The sequence below is a fragment of the Caballeronia sp. Sq4a genome (genome assembly GCF_023170545.1).
Lineage (GTDB): Bacteria > Pseudomonadota > Gammaproteobacteria > Burkholderiales > Burkholderiaceae > Caballeronia.
Genome location: NZ_CP084251.1, coordinates 218,455 through 237,079, shown reverse-complemented (window position 1 = coordinate 237,079; position 18,625 = coordinate 218,455). Strand labels below are relative to the sequence as shown.

Here is an 18,625-nt window from a genome sequence, read left to right as displayed (position 1 = left end):
ACACGGTCTGGATCGACCCGACGAACCGCGTGCACGCCGACTCGCTCGACTGGGCGCGCCGCTGCCGCGCCGAGGCCATCGCGACAAGGCGCTTGCAAGGTGGCGGCGAAGCGCGTGCACCGCGTCGAGCAAACTCGCCTGAAGGTCGGCGACGCGCTGTACGACGCGCAAGCCCGGCACGTCGAGGAAGTGCTGTAAGTCACCTACGGCCTGCATGCAGCACACTGACGTCACCGTCTACACGCGCGCTCGCCACGCAGGGCGGCTACTTGCTCGGCCTCTCCAACCGCAAGCCCGGATAAGCCGCTGCCGTTTCTCTCACCGCGCCGGACTCGTGCCGGCGCTTCTGTCTTCATCGGCAAGCAGCCGCAAGCGGTACGCTCGTTCCGAAGCTTGTGAAGCAGCGTCCGGACGTTATGCCGATAGCGAACGAATGGCCTGACAGCATCTATCAAGGCCATGAGAGTGTGTTTTCCGTTCGATTGGGAGAGCAGGGCACCAAAGCGGATTTTCGAGACCTTGGCCTCGAAGTGGTCGACCCGTCTGAGACCGATGAGATTAAGTTCGGAGTTGTGAGCGAGTCGATGGAAATCATCCTGCGTCTGGAAATCACGCAAGTTGCCGATGAATCCATTTTCATGTGTCGCTTCTTGCCAGAAGGAGAGACGGGAACAATAGGCCGCCGACAAAAGAGTTGGACCCTGTCCGACTTCTTCGAAGAAAACCCGCCACAGATCTTCTTCGCTGACGGTTCGTATTTTGAGGGCAACCTGTTCGTAACGTTGCCTGACACGTACGCACCTTTCGACGCCGCAAAGATCGGTGTTTGGGACTGGTCGACGGTAAACATCAAGAAGGAAGCGCAGGGCGCGACTCGTGAGCCCGACTCCATTCAATAAAAGGTCATTGAGGACCTGAAAGCTACTAACCAGTACGACATCATCTATGACGATGACGGTTTGGGCGAGTCCGCCGATGTCGTCGGTATCAAGGTAATCGAAGAGGACGTTCGCACAACCATCGCGGTTGACTTCTATCACCTCAAGTATTCGACGGAAGATGACGCGGGTAATCGGCTGGCTGACCTCTACGAGGTCTGTGGTCAAGCGCAGAAGAGCGTTAGCTGGCTGCAGCATCAGCTTCCGCATACCGAACTCTTCAATCACCTGTTGCGTCGCGACCCTAAGGAGTCGCTTTGTCTCGGTACCAAACGGGTTACAGGGAAATGCTCGCCGGCATAAGAAATCAGAGTCGAACGGCGGCATTAAAGCTCCGCGTAATCGTTGTGCAGCCTGGACTATCTCGTTCGAAAGTTAGCCCCGAACAACTTTCATTGCTGAGCGTGACCGAGAACTTCCTCCTCGAAGCCTATGGCGTGCCGTTCTGCGTCATCGGAAGCGCTTCACGATCGGGAACCTTGCTTCGATCCAGAGAAGGGCTATGCAGCGATACCTCGGTCGCCCATCTGCGCTTGGACTTGCGTTTGAATTAGCGCGGCTGGTCCACGCCCGAATTGTCGACGCATATGGCAAACGTCCACTGGTCCGGCGTTCAGAAGCGAGACCAGAGCTTTAGGTGCTTCGCGACAGGAGCGGTCGCTCGCGACTTATTCACCGAACGACTGCTCCGGGTCTTCAACGGTCTGTAACAGGCTACCGTTCGAGCGGTCTAACGCCCGCAATCGCGCGCTCGGGGTCAGACTAGCTGTTCACCGCTGACAAAGTACGCGACGCACCACCACGTGCATTCTCATCTGCAAGTTCGGTCCGACGAGGAGACGACGGTCAAAGGCCCAGTGGGCCACGTAACCCACCAGCGTCCCCGAATTGTCCCCAGAGTGTCCCTGAAGGCGCCCGTCAGGGACCAAACCCCCGCCAACCCTTTGATATCTTGAACGAACCACTGGTGGGCCGGGTGGGACTCGAACCCACTGTCGGTCGATTATGAGTCGACAGCTTATACCAGTTAAGCTTCCGGCCCCTCTCGAAAACGGAGGGCAAAAAGAAAGCGCCGTGCGGCGCTTTCTGATGCTTCAGAAGGATGCCAAAGGCGACTCTCGAAGGTCTGCGAGTTTGCCTGACAACGCCTCTCAATACAAGCCCGACACGCGCATCAATTGCCCTCGAGGAACGACTTCAACTTGTCGGACCGGCTCGGGTGACGCAGCTTGCGCAGCGCCTTCGCCTCGATCTGGCGAATGCGCTCACGCGTCACGTCGAACTGCTTGCCCACTTCCTCCAGCGTGTGATCCGTGCTCATCTCGATGCCGAAGCGCATCCGCAGCACCTTCGCCTCGCGCGGCGTCAGCGAGTCGAGCACGTCCTTCACCACGTCCCGCATGCTCGCATGCAGCGCGGCGTCGGAAGGCGCCACCGTATTCGTATCCTCGATGAAATCGCCAAGATGCGAGTCGTCGTCGTCGCCGATCGGCGTTTCCATGGAGATCGGCTCCTTCGCGATCTTCATGATCTTGCGGATCTTGTCCTCGGGCATTTCCATCTTCTCGGCAAGCGTCGCCGGATCCGGTTCCAGACCGGTTTCCTGCAAAATCTGCCGCGAGATACGGTTCATCTTGTTGATCGTCTCGATCATGTGAACCGGAATACGAATGGTGCGCGCCTGATCCGCAATCGACCGCGTAATGGCCTGGCGAATCCACCACGTCGCGTAAGTCGAAAACTTGTAGCCGCGACGATATTCGAACTTGTCCACCGCCTTCATCAGACCGATATTGCCTTCCTGAATGAGGTCGAGAAACTGCAATCCGCGGTTCGTGTATTTCTTCGCGATCGAAATCACGAGGCGCAGATTGGCCTCGGTCATTTCGCGCTTCGCCTGACGCGCCTTCAGTTCGCCCGCCGCCATCTGGCGATTGGTTTCCTTCAGGTCCTTCAGCGGCAACACCACGCGCGCCTGCAAGTCCAGCAGACGCTGCTGCTGTTCGCGAATCGCCGGAATGTTGCGCTCAAGCACCGCGCTGTACTCGTGCCCTTCCGCGACGACCTTGTCGGCCCAGTCGAGGTCCGTCTCATTGCCCGGAAAGCGGGCGATGAACTCGGCGCGCGGCATGCCGCACTTGTCGACCACCGTATGCAGGATCTGACGCTCGACCTGGCGCACTTCATCGACTTGCGCGCGCAGCGTGTCGCACAGGCGCTCGACGGTGCGCGCCGTGAAGCGGATCGACATGAGTTCGGTCTGAATGGCTTCCTGCGCCTTCAGGTATGCCTTCGACTTGTAGCCTTCCTTCTCGTAGGCGCGGCGCATCTTGTCGAACCACTCGCTGATCAGCGAGAACTTTTCGAGCGACTGGCGCTTCAGCGCTTCCAGTTGGGCGGCGTTGGCGCTCGCCTGCGCGGCGCCGTCGTCGTCGTCCTCTTCTTCGTCGCTTTCCTCGTCGGCTTCCTCGTCCTCCGATTCGATCGCCTCGGCTTCCTGTTCGGAGAAGCCGTCGGTGTCTTCCGCGTTCGGATCGATCAGGCCATCGACGAGTTCATCGACGCGCGTTTCCTCGTTCTGCACGCGCTCGGCCATCGCGAGAATGTCGGCGATGGTCGTCGGGCAGGCGGAAATCGCCATGACCATGTGCTTGAGGCCGTCCTCGATGCGCTTCGCGATCTCGATTTCGCCTTCGCGCGTCAGCAGCTCGACCGTGCCCATTTCGCGCATGTACATGCGCACGGGGTCCGTCGTGCGGCCGAACTCGGAATCGACCGTGGACAGCGCGACTTCGGCTTCTTCCTCGACTTCGTCGTCGGCCGAGGCGTTCGGCGCGTTGTCGTTCAGGAGCAGCGTCTCGGCATCGGGCGCCTGCTCGTACACCGCCACGCCCATGTCGTTGAACGTGCTGATGATGCCTTCGATCGCCTCGGTTTCCGTGAAGTTGTCCGGAAGGTGATCGTTGATTTCGGCGTACGTGAGGAACCCGCGCTCCTTGCCGAGCTTGATGAGCGCGCGCAGTTTCGAACGGCGCTCTTCCAGCTCTTCGACCGTGCCGGGCGCGCTCGACGCGAACGCGTCTTTCAGAAGCGCCTTCTCCTTGGCGCGGCGGTCGCGTGCCTTGGCCTTTTCGACCTTCGCCGCGGGTGCGGCGGCCGGCTCTGCAGTTTGCGGTGCGTCGTCTTCGACGGGTACATCGTTCAGCTTTTTCGTCATGGAGTTCGCCATACAGGCTCTAGTCTCGACTCGCGGCTGCCGGACGGCAACCGATGGAACCGTGAATACCCAATGCGCACGTGCCTCGCCCTGCCTGGCTGCGTGCCCTGCCCGGGGCGCTACCGCGGTTCGAGCGATGCGCTCGAACGCGAATCGCTCCTACCCGCAATAGCAGCCGCTTCCCTTGCGCCCGTCTGTTCGTCGGCGTGCTTATCCGCCTGTTTTGTGTGTCGCGCCCCGCTCGAGGCAAACGCCGCTTTCGCGCGCCGCGACAGCCGATTCAGCCAGCGCCCTTGCAACTCTCGCAAATTTCCTCAAAGCTTCCGTACGTCTCGCCGCTCCAGACTGACTAAGCCAGCGAAATCGTACAAATCGTTGAAAAAAAGCAACGAATTTTCAACTTTTTATTATAGCAGTTCACTTTTCGCGATCCGGGCTTGCGGCCCGTCCCGCCTTGATCTGCGCCACTTTCGCCGACAGATCCGAGAACTCCGCCACCTCCTCTGCCGAGAGGCTCGCCTGCCGCGCCAGTTGATCGAGCCGCGCGCGATAGCTGTCGTGCCGCAGCTTGACGACTGTCGCGAGCAACTCTTCCGTCAACAAGCGCTTCTGCTCGTCGACGCGTTGCGCGGCGTCTTCGTCGGACGGGTCGCGTAGCAGCAAATCCCGAACGTTTTCATCATAGGCGAGAATTTCCTGGAAGATATCCTCGTAGGTCGGTGCATTTGCTGCATTTCTCAAAACGTCCGACAACATCTGAAATTCCGCCGCGCCGCCCAGTTCGCGGACGTGACCGAGTACTTCGCTGAACAACTCGCCGTGCTCGGTCATGGTCACGAGCGTGCGTTCGCTCTCTTCGTCGAGCGATGCCGCGATGCCCGGATACATCACCAGATTGCGCAGCGCCCGCTGCTCCTGGCCCGTCACGCGACGCCGCTCGCTCTTCGGCACCGACGCGCGGGCGACGGCCGCCGCCCGGGAATCGATATCGCAAAGCGCCGCAATTTCCGTGAACGGCGTCGCGAGCCGGTCTGCCAGCATATGCAGGATCTGCACCCGCAGCGCGTTGGCCGGAAGCGCCTGCAGGAGCGGCTTGGCGTCGAAGAGCGCCTTCGCGCGGCCTTCGGGCTGCTCCAGCTCCTTGTCGTTCAGCACTTCGTTCAGCAGGAACTGCGACAACGGCATGGCGCGGTCGACCTGCTCGCCGAAGCCGTCCGTGCCGAACTCGCGCACGTAGCTGTCCGGGTCATGCTCTTTCGGCAGAAAGAGAAACTTGATGGTCCGGTTGTCCGCCGCGTGCGGCAGCGCCGCCTCGAGCGCGCGACGCGCGGCGCGTCGGCCGGCCGAATCGCCGTCGAAGCTGAACACCACGGTGTCGGTCTGGCGGAAGAGCTTCTGCACATGGATGGGCGTGCAGGCCGTGCCCAACGTGGCGACCGCGTTCGCGAAGCCGAGCTGCGCGAGCGCGACGACATCCATATACCCTTCGACGACGAGCGCGTAGCCCAATTCCCGGATCGCGAGACGCGCTTCGAACAGGCCGTAAAGCTCGCTGCCCTTGCTAAATAGCGGCGTTTCGGGCGAATTCAAATACTTCGGCTCGCCGCCGTCCAGCACGCGCCCGCCGAAGCCGATGACATTGCCCTTCACGTTGCGGATGGGGAACATCACGCGCTCGCGAAAGCGGTCGTAGCGGCGCGGCTGGCCTTGCGCGTCGGTCTTCTCGCTGACGATCACGAGGCCCGCTTCGACGAGATTGTCGTTGCGGTAATCGGGAAACGCGGCTTCCAGATTCTGCCAGCCGTCCGGGGCGTAGCCGAGGCCGAAGCGCGCCGCGATCTCGCCGGTCAGTCCGCGCTTCTTGAGATACGCGATGGCGTTCGGCGCCGCGCGCAACTGCTTCCTGTAGAAATCGCAGGCGGTCTGCATGACTTCCGTGAGCGCGACGCTCACCGCCTTGCTCGGCGCGCTTTCGCTGCCATAACCGCCGCCACGGAACGCATTCGACGGCTCCTGCGGCACCGTCAATCCCGCGCCTTGCGCCAGATCCTTGACGGCTTCGGGAAACGTGAGCCCTGTGTGCTCCATCAGAAAGCCGATGGCCGTGCCGTGCGCGCCACAGCCGAAGCAGTGATAGAACTGCTTCGTCGGACTGACGGTGAACGACGGGCTCTTCTCGTTGTGAAACGGGCACAGGCCCATGAAGTTCGCGCCGCCCTTCTTCAACTGGACGTAGCGGCCCACCACGTCGACGATATCGACGCGGTTGAGCAAATCCTGCAGAAATGCGTGAGGAATCACCGGATGCGAGCGCGGGGTCGGTTACTTCGCGAGCGCCGTTTTCACCTGCGCGGAAACGGCGGTCATGTCCGCCTTGCCCGCGAGCTTCGGCTTGAGCACGCCCATCACCTTGCCCATGTCCTGCGGACCGGCCGCGCCCGTCGCGGCGACGGCGGCCTGCACTTCGGCGGCGATGGCATCGGCGGAAAGCTGCTCGGGCATGTACGCGGCGAGCACGGCGAGTTCGGCGTTTTCCTTCGCGACGAGATCGTCGCGGCCCGCGGCCTGGAACTGGCTCACCGAGTCCTTGCGCTGCTTGATCATCTTGTCGATGACGGCGGTCACGCCCGCGTCGTCGAGGGTCACGCGATCATCGACTTCGCGCTGCTTGATGGCTGCGAGCAGCAGGCGAATGGTGCCGAGACGCTCGGTTTCGCGCGCGCGCATGGCCGTCTTCATGTCGTCGTTGATCTGGTCCTTGAGGCTCATCTTTCACCCGGTGCAATTGCAAAAAGAATTTCGGCTGACTTCCTGCGCTGCGAAAGCAAAAGCCCGCTTGGGGACGTTCCTCAAGCGGGACTGTAAGCGGGCCTTCTGGAGCTTGCAGCGATGCGCGCCGCGGGTCGCGTCAGCCAGAGCGAAGAAGCGCGGCAAAAGGCGCGCGAACTCCTTCGATGACCGTCCGAGTATAGCAAACGGGTTTGCGATCCGAGACCGGTGAAACACCTGCCGCGAGGACGGCTCAGGCGACCTTCGCGGCGCCGTGCGCGTACTCCGACGCCGCCTTTCCCGCCGCCACGCCGGATGCCCACGCCCACTGGAAGTTGTAGCCGCCGAGCCAGCCGGTGACGTCCACCGCCTCGCCGACGAAGAAGAGGCCAGGCACGCGTTCGCTCATCATCGTGGCCGACGAAAGCTCGCGCGTATCGACGCCGCCGCGCGTGACTTCCGCCTTGCGGTAGCCCTCGGTGCCGCTCGGCGTCAGCGTCCAGCCGGACAGCGACGCGCCGATGCCTTTAAGCGTGCGGTCGGGGAGATCGGCGAGGCGCGCATCGACGGGCACGCGCTGCGCGTCGAGCCACGCGTGCGCGAGGCGCGCCGGCACGTGTTCGGCGAGAAAGTTGCCGATCTGTTTGCGCGATCCGGCTTTCGCTTCCAGAAGCAGTTCGGTGGCGTCGAGTTCGGGCAGCAGATCGACGCGAATCGGCTCGGATGGATTCCAATAGCTCGAAATCTGCAGCACGCCCGGACCCGAGAGCCCGCGATGCGTGAGCAGCAGGTCTTCGTCGAACTCGCCGCGCGTCTTGCCGCTTCCCGTGCTGATGCGCACCGGCAGCGAAAGCCCCGACAGCGCGGCGAATGGCGCCCAGTCGGCGGAGGTGAACGTGAGCGGCACAAGCGCGGGCCGCGTATCGACGAGCTTGTGGCCGAACTGCTTCGCGATGCGGTAGCCGAAGTCCGTCGCGCCGATCTTCGGGATCGACAGCCCGCCCGTCGCGATCACGAGCGCGGCCGCGCCGATCGCGCCGGCGGTCGTATCGAGCGCAAAGCGCGCGCCGTCGTGACGGATCGCGTGCACGCTCACCGGACGCCGCCACGCGACGCCGCCCGCGTCGCACTCGCTGCGCAAGACGCCGATGATCGTCTCGCTGGAGTCGTCGCAAAAGAGCTGGCCCTTGTGCTTCTCGTGCCACTTCACGCGATACTGCTTCAGGAGCGCGAGGAAATCGCGCGGCGTGTAGCGGGCGAGCGCAGAACGGCAAAAATGCGGATTCGCGGACAGAAAATTGGCCGGCTGCGCGTTCACGTTCGTGAAGTTGCAGCGCCCACCGCCGGAGATGCGGATTTTTTCGGCGAGACGCTCGGCGTGGTCGATGAGCACGACGCGCCGGCCGGTCTGAGCCGCGACGGCCGCGCACATCATGCCGGCCGCGCCCGCGCCGATGACGGCGATATCGAAGGATTCCATGCCGCGCATTGTAACTGCCGCCGGGAAACGCGCCGTGCGGGCCGCTGCTATACTTTTCGGTTCGCTTTGATGCACCCAATGGATGTCACCCACATGCTCGTTCTCGGCATCGAAAGTTCCTGCGACGAAACCGGCCTCGCGCTCTACGACACCGAGCGCGGCCTGCTTTCGCACGCCCTTCACTCGCAGATCGCCATGCATCGCGAGTACGGCGGCGTCGTGCCGGAACTCGCGTCGCGCGATCACATTCGCCGCGCGCTGCCGCTCCTCGAACAGGTGATGAGCGAGGCGCGCGTCGAGCGCGAGAGCATCGACGCTATCGCCTTCACGCAAGGGCCGGGGCTCGCGGGCGCGCTGCTGGTCGGCGCGAGCATCGCCAATGCGCTCGCGATGGCGTGGGACAAGCCGACGGTCGGCATTCACCATCTCGAAGGGCATCTGCTCTCGCCGCTTTTGGTCGATTCGCCGCCGCCGTTTCCGTTCGTCGCGCTTCTCGTGTCGGGCGGCCATACGCAACTGATGCGCGTCACGGACGTGGGCGTGTACGAGACGCTCGGCGAAACGCTGGACGATGCCGCTGGCGAAGCGTTCGACAAGACCGCGAAGCTGCTCGGGCTCGGCTATCCGGGCGGCCCGGAAGTCTCGCGCCTGGCCGAATTCGGCACGCCGGGCGCCGTCGCGCTGCCGCGCCCGATGCTGCATTCCGGCGATCTCGACTTCAGCTTCAGCGGCCTTAAAACCGCGGTGCTGACGCACAGCCGCAAGCTCGACGCATCCGGCGGCAATGTCTGCGAGCAGGCGAAGGCGGATCTGGCGCGCGGTTTCGTCGATGCCGCCGTCGATGTCCTTGTCGCGAAATCGCTCGCGGCGCTGAAGAAGACGGGCCTCAAGCGGCTCGTCGTGGCGGGCGGCGTCGGCGCCAACCGGCAGTTGCGCGAGGCGCTGTCGGCGGCGGCGAAGAAGCGGCGCTTCGACGTTCACTATCCGGACTTGTCGCTCTGCACCGACAACGGCGCGATGATCGCGCTGGCGGGCGCGCTGCGGCTCGCGCGATGGCCGGAGCAGGCCGTGCGCGACTACGCGTTCACGGTAAAGCCGCGCTGGGATCTCACCGCGCTCGCGCGAGCCTGACTGCCTATTTCGGCGGATTGAACGGCTGCACGATGGCTGCGAACACCGGCAGCGTCTCGCAACGATGCGCGTGACCGATCAGCGATGGCCAGCGCGCTTGCGCGAAAACCTGCGGATGCGCTTCGCGCGCAAAGCGCAGCGCGCACGCCACGGCGATGTCCGCATGACCGATCGAATCGCCGAACCAGTACGGCGTCGGGCGCGCGGCGCGGTCGGCTTCGAGCACGTCCAGCACGCGCTCGACCTGCCCCGTGCAGCGATCCACCCACGCCTGCGATTTCTCCCTGTGCAGCACACGCTCGTAGACGAGCGCGACGGCTTTGTCGGCGAGGCCCGTTGCGAGCGCGCAGACCTTCAGCGCCTCGCGCCGCGCTGCGCCCGCTGACGCGATCAACGCGCGTCCCGGGCCCGCCTGCTCGTCGAGATAATCGAGAATCATCGCGCTTTCGATCAGCACGTCGCCCGAATCGAGCACGAGCGTAGGCACCCGAATCAGCGGATTGAACGTAAGCGATCCACGAACGACGCCCCTCAGAGTAAGGTGGTAGAGCGCGTGATGTGTGATAGCGAAGTGGGTCAGCGGAGATCTGCGGGCATCTTCCAGGGAAGCAGCGCGTCGTAGTCGTCGACGGTCTTCGCCAGAGGTAGGCGCTGGAATAACCAGTGGAGATAACGATAAGGATCGATGCCGCCGGCTTTGCACGTTTCGATCAGGCTGTAGAGGTTTGCACTTGCGTTTGCCCCCGCAACCGTGTCGCTAAAAAGCCATGAACGGCGCCCAACGACGAAGGGGCGAATCGCGTTTTCACAAGAGTTGTTCGAGATAGGCCAACTGCCGTTCTCGACATAGCGGATCAGCTTCGGCCACTGCTCGCGTAGATAGGTCAGTGCCTTTCCAAGCAGACTTTTTGGCACGATGCCGGGCGACTGCGCGAGCGCCAAGGCGTAGATGGTGTCGAGGATGCGCGTGCTGTATCGCCGTCGCAATCGCTGTCGTCGCTCAGGCTTCCATTTCTTAGAGCGGGCCTCCGCAGCGAACAGCTTGCCGATCAGCGTGATGAAGCGTGTCGCGAGCAGGTCGGGGGAACGCGCGACTTTCGGCACGTTGTCCTCCGCTTTGATGAAGTACCGCCTCAGGTGCGCCCAACATCCGAGGTGCACGAGGTCGTAGCGTTGAGCGATGTCGTTGTAGGGCTCGTAGCCGTCAGTTACGAGAACCGCGCCTTTGCGGACGCCCGTGAACAGCTTGTCGGCCAGCTTGGCGCCGCGTCCAGGTGTATAGCTGAAGCAGCGGATAGGGACGCCCGAGCCGGTCATCTGCGCCCAGAGGTAGCTCTTCGTTTGTGGTTTTCTCCCTTTCTCTTTCAGTACCTGGAACGTTGTTTCGTCGCAGTAGATCAGCTCTGCCTCGAGCAACGCATCGCGCATCAAGTTAATCACGGGCTGGGTCGCGAGGCCAACGCGAACCATGCTGGCGGCGATCGTGTTCGACGAGATGTCGCCGCCGAAGCGACACAGCAAACCAGCCTGACGATACAGCGGCATGCCGAACTGATACTTGCCGGTCGTGATCCATGCAAGCGCCGATTCGCTCAACAGTCCGCGCGCGATGATGCGCGGCGGCGCCGGCGTGACCTTGATCCCGAGGTCACAGCAAGGGCACGCATATTTGACGCGCTGGTGTTGGATCACCCGAAGCTGCTCGGGGACCACATCGAGCTGCTCACTGATCTCCGCACCAATCTCGACGAGCGCGTGCCCATCGTTCGTGCAGAAGCGTTCGGCTTCGGGCAGTTCGTGTCGCACGACCTCGCGCGGCAGATTCGGATCTAGCGGCTTGCGATGACCGCGCTTCTTGCGCTTGTGCGCGGCGACCGTCGTCTCCGGCGTGTCTTCATGCGCGGGCGCGCTGTTCGCGCCGAGCGTCTCGGCTTCGTTGAACAGGCTAGGTTGATCAGAATCTCGTGCTTCACTCTTGGCGCCGAACAGTTCGCGACGATAGGCTCGGAGGCGCTCCTCGGCGAGATCGCGCTCGGCCGTCACGAGCCGCAAGGCGCCGCGTAATGCCTCCTGTTCTTCTCGCAATGCACGCGCAGCATCGCGCTCGGCAAGCAACGCCTTCAGTTCCTCGGCGGTGATCGTGACGTTGATCGGCATGGCGGGTTAGACCTGCACGCCGCCTCACTGTTCAGCTCACGCGATGATATTCCTGCTTCGGATGCCGTCGAATCGCGGTGATGTCATCGCCGTCGAGTAGCGCGTGCAGCACGTTGGTGGTCATCGTCACGATCTCAGCCTTGTTGTCGGGCCAGATGAAGTGGCTTCTCTCCAATCGCTTTATGAGAAGCCAGAAACCACTGCCATCCCAGCCAAGGATTTTTATGCGATCGCGACGCCGGTTTCCGAAGATGTATAGCGAAGTGTCCATCGGATTCAGGCGCATCGACTGCTCGACGAGAATCGACAGGCTATTCATGCCGTAGCGGAAATCAACGGGATCGCGGTGCAGATAGACCTTCAGATCGTCGTCGAACCGGAACACGGCATCCTCCCCAGAATCTGAACCATGGTCGTCAATTCGTCGATGGTCGCGATTGCCCCGCCGAGTTCAAGCTCGACGCCGTTCGACAGACGCACATGCAAGGCAAGTGTCATCGATGGTGGTGTGGACGGCTGTGGCGGCGCCGCTGAAACGACCGACACGAACGCAGACGGCTTTACCGCGACGGGGCCGCGTTGGTGCGACCCGGGCAGATCGACGGCCACCTCATTAATCGACTCGTCGGGCTGAGACGGGTTGTATTCGTCGTTGCCATTATGCTGCGACGCTGGCGAAATGGCTTTCTCGCGCTCCACCAGGTACTTCGCGATCCACTTGCGCAGCAGATTGGCGTTGATGCCGTGCTGCTGAGCCAGACCGGCGACTGATACTCCGGGACGAAGTGCTGCCTCAATCAAGGCGCGCTTACTTTTTTCGTCATAGCGGCGACGGCCATCGCTGCTGCGACGCACTACTGCCAACTCTGAGTCCATGCCAGTCATAGGTGTCCACCTCAAGATAGGTGGACACCTATGCTCCTCGCTACTGTCGCTCACTGCCAGACGTCGAAGATGGACCGCTTACGATTGAACGGCGCGATCTTGTCGGCGTCGCCGAACACGGACCACGGGCGATGCTCGAACGCCATGTCGTACAGCGTCAGCGCGATGGCGACGCGCCGCACGTACGGAGAATCGTATTGGCCGATCAGGATCAAGATGCCCTCCGTATGCTCGTGAAGGTCGGGAGAGCATTCTACGGGCGGGCGCGTTCCGGAGACAACGGCGGCGAGCCGGACGACAGCACGCGCCAGGTGCGCATGAAAAAAGCCGGTCGCTCGGACCGGCTTTCGCTCGACTAAACCACCTCACGCAATCAGCGTTTGTCGCGCTCGATCACCGCATACGCGCTGTGATTGTGGATCGACTCGAAGTTCTCCGCTTCGAGCACGTAGGCGACGATGCGCTCGTCCGCGTTCAGCCGCGTCGCGATGTCGCGCACGAGGTCTTCGACGAACTTGGGATTCTCATACGCGCGCTCGGTCACGAACTTCTCGTCGGGGCGCTTGAGCAGTCCCCACAGTTCGCACGACGCCTCTTCTTCCGCGATGCGCACCAGTTCTTCCACCGCGACCTCGCCCGCCAGTTCCGCGGTGATGGTCACGTGCGACCGCTGATTGTGTGCGCCGTACTGCGAGATCTTCTTCGAGCACGGGCACAGGCTCGTAACCGGTACGAGCACTTTCAGCGTCAGCCGCGTTTGGCCGTCGCGCTTCTCGGCGATGAATGTCGCCTCGTAATCGAGCAGGCTCTGCACGCCGGACACCGGCGCGGTTTTCATCACGAAGTACGGCAGCGTCACTTCGATACGGCCCGAATGCGCTTCGAGTTTCGCGAGCATCGACGCGAGCATGGCGCAGAGCGCAGCCTGATCAAGCGGCTCGCGATGTTCTTCCAGCAGCGCGACAAAGCGCGACATGTGCGTGCCCTTCTGTTCGGCCGGCAAGTGCACGTCGAGATTCCATACGCCGACGCTCGGCTGAACGCCGCTTTCCGTGCGCACCGACAACGGATGCCGCACGCCTTTCACGCCCACGCGCTGAATCGCGATCTGGCGCGTGTCGGGCGTGCTTTGGACGTCCGGCATCACGAAGGCGGGATTCATCTGATTCATGTTTTTATGTCCTATCTGCGCCGACGCTTCACGCGCGTGGCGCTAAACGGTGAAACGCATACGGCGCGGGACGAAGCCCGCGCCGTATGCAAACACACTGCGGCCATTGCCGATGAACGGCGCGCCCCGAGCGCCCGTGGCCGATTCCGCGTCAGGCGACGCGCTTGGTCAGCTTGCCCGCCGCTTCGACTGCGGACAGGAAACGCTCGCGGATGGAATGCGCAATGCCGGCCGCATCCAGCCCGACGCTCGCGAGCAGCTTGGCCGGATCGCCGTGGTCGATGAACACGTCCGGCAGGCCCAATTGCAGCACCGGCTTCACGACGCCGCTTGCCAGAAGCGCCTCGACGCACGCGGAACCCGCGCCGCCCATGATCGTGCCTTCCTCGACGGTCACGAGCGCGTCATGCGTTGCAGCCAGTTCGCGCAGCAGGTCGGCGTCAATCGGCTTCACGAAACGCATGTTCGCCACGGTCGCGTCGAGCTCCTCGGCGGCGGCCAGCGACGGCGCGACCATCGTGCCGAACGCGAGAATCGCGATGCGCTTGCCGGAACCCATCTTCTGCGACGACTGACGGCGGATTTCGCCCTTGCCGAGCGGAATCGCGGTCATCTGCTTGACGGTGGCGACGCCCGTGCCCGCGCCGCGCGGATAGCGCACGGCCGTCGGATTCGGCTGCTGAAGCGCCGTGTAGAGCATCTGGCGGCATTCGTTTTCGTCGGATGCGGCCATCACCGTCATGTTCGGGATGCAGCGCAGGAACGCGAGATCGTAATTGCCCGCGTGCGTCGCGCCGTCGGCACCGACCAGGCCCGCGCGGTCGATTGCAAAAACGACCGGCAGATTCTGCAACGCGACGTCGTGGATCAACTGGTCGTACGCGCGTTGCAGGAACGTCGAGTAAATGGCGACGACCGGCTTCATGCCGTCCGCGGCCAGACCGCCCGCGAACGTGACGGCGTGCTGCTCCGCGATGCCGACGTCGAAGTAACGGTCCGGGAAACGCTTTTCGAACTCGACCATGCCCGAGCCTTCGCGCATGGCCGGCGTGATGCCGACCACGCGCGAATCCTGCGCGGCGGCGTCGCAGAGCCATTCGCCGAAGACCTGCGTGTAGGTCTTCTTCGACGGCGCGGTCGAGGGCTTGATGCCTTCGGCCGGATTGAACTTGCCCGGGCCGTGATACAGCACGGGATCGGCTTCCGCGAGCTTGTAGCCCTGGCCCTTCTTCGTGACGACGTGCAGGAATTGCGGACCGCGCAGTTCCTTAATGTTTTGCAGCGTCGGGATCAGCGAGTCGAGATCGTGGCCGTCGATCGGGCCGATGTAGTTGAAGCCGAACTCTTCGAAGAGCGTGGCCGGCACGATCATGCCTTTCGCGTGCTCCTCGAGCTTGCGGGCGAGGTCGAGCACCGGAGGCGCGGCGCGCAGCACGCGCTCCACGCCCGCGCGGGCGGCGGCATAGAAGCGGCCCGACATCAGACGCGCGAGATGGCGGTTCAGCGCGCCGACAGGCGGCGAGATCGACATGTCGTTGTCGTTGAGGATGACGAGCAGCGGCAGGTCGTCGGCGACGCCCGCGTTGTTCATCGCCTCGAACGCCATGCCGGCGGTCATCGCGCCGTCGCCGATCACGGCGATGGAATAGCGATTGTCGCCCTGCAGCTTGTTCGCGATGGCCATGCCGAGCGCCGCCGAAATCGACGTGCTCGAATGCGCCGTGCCGAACGTGTCGTACTCGGATTCGCTACGGCGCGGAAAGCCCGAAATACCGTTGAGCTGACGCAGCGTCGACATCCGGTCGCGGCGTCCGGTCAGAATCTTGTGAGGATACGTCTGATGGCCGACGTCCCAGACGATACGATCGTTCGGCGTATCGAACACATAATGCAGCGCGATCGTCAGCTCGACCGTGCCGAGGTTGGACGACAGATGGCCACCCGTTTGCGACACGCTGTCGAGCACGTAGGCCCGCAGTTCGTCGGCAAGCGGCTGCAGTTGGCGTCGATCGAGGGCACGCAAATCGGCCGGATCGTCGATGGTTTTCAGCAAGTCGTACATCGTCGTCCCATTTTAGGAAAACTGGCGTGATTCGTTCAGCGCGAGTGACTTCTACGTTTCGCGCCGTGGGCTTCGTCACGCGTTCAACAATTAATGCGCCCGGTTCACGACCAGGTCGGCGAGTTCGGCGAGGCGCTGCGCGCGAGCGCCGAACGGCTGGATAGCGGCGTGCGCGTCGCGGCCGAGCTGCGCCGCGAGTTCGCGCGACGCGTCGAGTCCGATGATCGACACGTAAGTCGGCTTGTCATGTTGCGCGTCTTTGCCTGCGGTCTTGCCGAGCGTCGCGGAATCGGCCGTGACGTCGAGAATGTCGTCGACGACCTGGAACGCGAGCCCGACCGCGGCGGCGTATTGATCGAGCGCGGCAAGCACGTCCGCGCCCGGCTCGTCGCCTGCAAGCGCGCCCATGCGCACCGACGCGCGCAGCAACGCGCCCGTCTTCTTGCGATGCATGGTTTCGAGCTCCGGCCGCGACAGCTTGCGCCCGACGCTTTCGAGGTCGATGGCCTGCCCGCCCGCCATGCCGACGGAGCCGCTCGCGACCGCCAGTTCGCGCACGAGCGCGGCCTGCTGGCGGTCCGACAGACCATTGCCCTCAGCCGTCAGCGCGATGAACGCCTGCGACTGAAGCGCGTCGCCGACGAGCAGCGCCGTCGCTTCGTCATATTGAATGTGTACCGTGGGCTTGCCGCGACGCAGCGCGTCGTCGTCCATCGCGGGCATGTCGTCGTGCACGAGCGAATAGACGTGGATCATCTCCAGTGCGGCGCTCGCGGCTTCGACCGCCTGCGCGCTCGCGCCCGTCAGTTCGCCGGCCGCGTGAACCAGAAGCGGACGCACGCGCTTGCCGCCGCCGAGCACGGCATAGCGCATGGCCTCATGCAGACGCGCCGGCGCGACGTCCGTGCCGGGAAGATAGTGCTCGAGCGCGGTTTCGACGCGGTCGAGCGTGGCGCGCATCCAGTGTTCGAAGGTCATAGATCGTCGTCCCCGTTGTCGTTCGTCGCGCGTTCTGCGTCGCCGGGCAGCGGCTTGAGCGTCTCGCCGTCGAGCACGCGAACCTGCTGCTCGACTTTTTCGAGCTGTTGTTGGCAAAAGCCGACAAGCGCCGCGCCTCGGCGGTACGCGGCAAGCGATTCTTCGAGGCTCAACGCGCCCTCTTCCATGCGCGCGACGAGCGATTCGAGTTCGGCCAGCGCCGCTTCGTAATTCTGCGGAAGCGGCGAGCTGTCCGCGCCCGGCGCATCGGCGCGGCCTTCTTCGCTTGTTGCGTCTTCTGCGGTCTTCGCCATGAATCGTGGATGTGCGGTGAAAATTGGAACCAAGTCGCACATTCTACGGCAAAAGCCGATTTTTCGACCCGCATCCCGTGCGCGCGCGACGACGGCGACCCATGCGTCCGGCGACGCCACGTCGCGCGGCATGCGGAGAACATGCGCGCGGAACGACTCTTGCGCAAAATCAGCTAAATGCGCATTTGTAGGAACTCTCGCGACAATTTATACCCAAATCAAGACCTTATGCGCCCCGGCGAGGCGGATTTCGGTATAATCGCGGGCTCCCTAAATCGAATCTTCGATGGTTGGGTTGTTCACTGCTTTCACGTCTTCATCGGGAGTGGGAATGTCCAATCTGAGCAATGCATTGCAGTTGAAGGCTGTTCATAGTCAACTGCCAGTCACGGCTTACTTTGACGAAGCGCTTCTTACGCGCGAACTCGACGTACTTTTCAAGCAAGGTCCACGCTATATCGGGCACGAACTCATGGTCCCCGAAGCGGGGAACTATTTCGCGCTTCCCGGCGAAGGCGAAGGGCGCGTGCTCGTCCGCAATCAGCAGAACAACATCGAACTGCTGTCCAACGTGTGCCGTCACCGTCAGGCCATCATGCTGAACGGGCGCGGCAGCGCGGAGAACATCGTCTGTCCGCTGCATCGCTGGACCTATGATCTGAGCGGCCAGTTGCTGGGCGCGCCGCATTTCGCCGACAAACCGTGCCTGAATCTCGGCGCCACGCCGCTACAGAACTGGCAAGGCCTGCTCTTCGAGGCCGAGGGCCGCAACGTCGCGGCCGATCTCGCCAAACTCGGCACGGCGCGTCACTTCGACTTCTCGGGCTTCATGTTCGATCACGTCGAAGTGCACGAGTGCAACTACAACTGGAAGACCTTCATCGAGGTCTATCTGGAGGACTACCACGTCGCGCCTTTCCATCCGGGCCTCGGCAGTTTCGTGTCCTGCGACAACCTCGAATGGGAATTCGGCGACTGGTATAGCGTGCAGACGGTGGGCGTCCACAAGAAACTGGAAAAACCGGGCAGCCCGACGTATCGCAAGTGGCACGACCAGGTCCTGCGCTTCCGTAACGGCGCGCCGCCGGAGTTCGGCGCCATCTGGATGGTGTACTACCCCGGTCTCATGATCGAGTGGTATCCGCACGTGCTCGTCGTGTCATGGCTCATTCCGCGCGGCACGCAGAAGACGACGAACATCGTCGAGTTCTATTACCCCGAGGAAATCGCGCTGTTCGAGCGCGAGTTCATCGAGGCCGAGCGCGCCGCGTACATGGAAACGGCGCGCGAGGACGATGAAATCGGCGAGCGCATGGACGCGGGCCGTCGCGCGCTCATGTCGCGCGGCGAGAACCAGGTCGGGCCGTATCAAAGTCCGATGGAATCCGGCATGCAGCACTTCCACGAGTTCCTGCGGCATCAGCTCGGCAGCATCTGAGCGCAGCGCATCATCGCAAGAGACGGGCTTTCGGGCCCGTTTTCTTGTTTACACTAGGCGTTCATCCACTTCGAAGTCCGTGCCG

General features: G+C 63.0%; 16 protein-coding genes and 1 tRNA gene. 2 read left to right on the top strand and 15 right to left on the bottom strand.

Going from position 1 to position 18,625, the window contains the following annotated elements:
• Nucleotides 1-230 precede the first annotated feature (230 nt).
• The 6 genes from LDZ24_RS15000 to LDZ24_RS14975 form a co-directional block, all read right to left on the bottom strand.
• The gene (locus tag LDZ24_RS15000) at nt 231-1,166 is read right to left on the bottom strand and encodes a hypothetical protein (RefSeq protein ID WP_248323013.1); all 936 of its coding nucleotides are present in this window, start codon (nt 1,164-1,166) and stop codon (nt 231-233) included.
• Between the two features lie 737 nt (nt 1,167-1,903).
• Nucleotides 1,904-1,980, bottom strand: a tRNA-Ile gene (locus LDZ24_RS14995).
• Nucleotides 1,981-2,112: 132 nt separating this feature from the next.
• Nucleotides 2,113-4,167 carry an RNA polymerase sigma factor RpoD gene (gene rpoD, locus LDZ24_RS14990; RefSeq protein ID WP_248323012.1) on the bottom strand — a complete coding sequence of 685 codons (2,055 nt, stop codon included), beginning with the start codon at nt 4,165-4,167 and terminating at the stop codon, nt 2,113-2,115.
• Nucleotides 4,168-4,572: 405 nt separating this feature from the next.
• Nucleotides 4,573-6,456, bottom strand: coding sequence for a DNA primase (gene dnaG, locus LDZ24_RS14985; RefSeq protein ID WP_248323011.1), 1,884 nt, complete (start codon nt 6,454-6,456; stop codon nt 4,573-4,575).
• Between the two features lie 21 nt (nt 6,457-6,477).
• On the bottom strand, nt 6,478-6,924 hold the full coding sequence (locus LDZ24_RS14980; RefSeq protein WP_248323010.1) for a GatB/YqeY domain-containing protein: 447 nt from the start codon (nt 6,922-6,924) through the stop codon (nt 6,478-6,480).
• Between the two features lie 253 nt (nt 6,925-7,177).
• Nucleotides 7,178-8,404, bottom strand: a complete 1,227-nt coding sequence (locus LDZ24_RS14975) for an NAD(P)/FAD-dependent oxidoreductase (RefSeq protein ID WP_248323009.1) — start codon at nt 8,402-8,404, stop codon at nt 7,178-7,180.
• A 93-nt stretch (nt 8,405-8,497) separates the two neighbouring features.
• On the opposite strand from LDZ24_RS14975, the gene tsaD reads away from it, so the two are divergent.
• The gene (tsaD, locus tag LDZ24_RS14970) at nt 8,498-9,535 is read left to right on the top strand and encodes a tRNA (adenosine(37)-N6)-threonylcarbamoyltransferase complex transferase subunit TsaD (protein ID WP_248323308.1); all 1,038 of its coding nucleotides are present in this window, start codon (nt 8,498-8,500) and stop codon (nt 9,533-9,535) included.
• A 4-nt stretch (nt 9,536-9,539) separates the two neighbouring features.
• On the opposite strand, the gene LDZ24_RS14965 is transcribed toward tsaD, so the two are convergent.
• The 9 genes from LDZ24_RS14965 to LDZ24_RS14925 form a co-directional block, all read right to left on the bottom strand.
• Complete coding sequence (locus LDZ24_RS14965) at nt 9,540-10,070, bottom strand: glutathione S-transferase family protein (RefSeq protein ID WP_256465414.1); 531 nt, start codon at nt 10,068-10,070, stop codon at nt 9,540-9,542.
• Between the two features lie 41 nt (nt 10,071-10,111).
• Nucleotides 10,112-11,692, bottom strand: a complete 1,581-nt coding sequence (locus tag LDZ24_RS14960; RefSeq protein ID WP_248322013.1) for an IS66 family transposase — start codon at nt 11,690-11,692, stop codon at nt 10,112-10,114.
• 31 nt (nt 11,693-11,723) lie between these two features.
• Complete coding sequence (gene tnpB, locus LDZ24_RS14955; RefSeq protein ID WP_045463971.1) at nt 11,724-12,077, bottom strand: IS66 family insertion sequence element accessory protein TnpB; 354 nt, start codon at nt 12,075-12,077, stop codon at nt 11,724-11,726.
• A complete protein-coding gene (locus tag LDZ24_RS14950) occupies nt 12,053-12,577 on the bottom strand; it encodes a transposase (protein ID WP_248322012.1) in 525 nt (174 codons plus the stop codon). Before LDZ24_RS14950 ends, tnpB begins: the two co-directional genes overlap by 25 nt.
• 50 nt (nt 12,578-12,627) lie before the next feature.
• Nucleotides 12,628-12,792, bottom strand: coding sequence for a glutathione S-transferase N-terminal domain-containing protein (locus tag LDZ24_RS14945; protein WP_371747445.1), 165 nt, complete (start codon nt 12,790-12,792; stop codon nt 12,628-12,630).
• Between the two features lie 158 nt (nt 12,793-12,950).
• Entirely contained in the window at nt 12,951-13,748 is a 798-nt protein-coding gene (gene folE2 / locus LDZ24_RS14940; RefSeq protein ID WP_175940970.1) for a GTP cyclohydrolase FolE2, read from the bottom strand.
• 151 nt (nt 13,749-13,899) lie between these two features.
• The gene (gene dxs, locus LDZ24_RS14935) at nt 13,900-15,810 is read right to left on the bottom strand and encodes a 1-deoxy-D-xylulose-5-phosphate synthase (protein WP_248323007.1); all 1,911 of its coding nucleotides are present in this window, start codon (nt 15,808-15,810) and stop codon (nt 13,900-13,902) included.
• Between the two features lie 90 nt (nt 15,811-15,900).
• Nucleotides 15,901-16,788 carry a polyprenyl synthetase family protein gene (locus LDZ24_RS14930; protein ID WP_248323006.1) on the bottom strand — a complete coding sequence of 296 codons (888 nt, stop codon included), beginning with the start codon at nt 16,786-16,788 and terminating at the stop codon, nt 15,901-15,903.
• Nucleotides 16,785-17,102: an exodeoxyribonuclease VII small subunit gene (locus LDZ24_RS14925; RefSeq protein ID WP_248323004.1), complete on the bottom strand. Its 318-nt coding sequence runs from the start codon at nt 17,100-17,102 to the stop codon at nt 16,785-16,787. The genes LDZ24_RS14930 and LDZ24_RS14925 overlap by 4 nt, the downstream gene beginning before the upstream one ends.
• 331 nt (nt 17,103-17,433) lie before the next feature.
• On the opposite strand from LDZ24_RS14925, the gene LDZ24_RS14920 reads away from it, so the two are divergent.
• On the top strand, nt 17,434-18,540 hold the full coding sequence (locus LDZ24_RS14920; RefSeq protein ID WP_248323002.1) for an aromatic ring-hydroxylating dioxygenase subunit alpha: 1,107 nt from the start codon (nt 17,434-17,436) through the stop codon (nt 18,538-18,540).
• Nucleotides 18,541-18,625 lie beyond the last annotated feature (85 nt).

Bases quoted from the DNA above. Each gene is read 5' to 3' on its own strand.
- folE2 (WP_175940970.1), bottom strand. From the start codon at position 13,748: ATGAATCAGATGAATCCCGCCTTCGTGATGCCGGACGTCCAAAGCACG.
- LDZ24_RS14960 (WP_248322013.1), bottom strand. From the start codon at position 11,692: ATGCCGATCAACGTCACGATCACCGCCGAGGAACTGAAGGCGTTGCTT.
- LDZ24_RS14950 (WP_248322012.1), bottom strand. From the start codon at position 12,577: ATGACTGGCATGGACTCAGAGTTGGCAGTAGTGCGTCGCAGCAGCGAT.
- dxs (WP_248323007.1), bottom strand. From the start codon at position 15,810: ATGTACGACTTGCTGAAAACCATCGACGATCCGGCCGATTTGCGTGCC.
- LDZ24_RS14980 (WP_248323010.1), bottom strand. From the start codon at position 6,924: ATGAGCCTCAAGGACCAGATCAACGACGACATGAAGACGGCCATGCGC.
- LDZ24_RS14920 (WP_248323002.1), top strand. From the start codon at position 17,434: ATGTCCAATCTGAGCAATGCATTGCAGTTGAAGGCTGTTCATAGTCAA.
- LDZ24_RS14975 (WP_248323009.1), bottom strand. From the start codon at position 8,404: ATGGAATCCTTCGATATCGCCGTCATCGGCGCGGGCGCGGCCGGCATG.
- tsaD (WP_248323308.1), top strand. From the start codon at position 8,498: ATGCTCGTTCTCGGCATCGAAAGTTCCTGCGACGAAACCGGCCTCGCG.
- LDZ24_RS14930 (WP_248323006.1), bottom strand. From the start codon at position 16,788: ATGACCTTCGAACACTGGATGCGCGCCACGCTCGACCGCGTCGAAACC.
- LDZ24_RS14925 (WP_248323004.1), bottom strand. From the start codon at position 17,102: ATGGCGAAGACCGCAGAAGACGCAACAAGCGAAGAAGGCCGCGCCGAT.
- rpoD (WP_248323012.1), bottom strand. From the start codon at position 4,167: ATGGCGAACTCCATGACGAAAAAGCTGAACGATGTACCCGTCGAAGAC.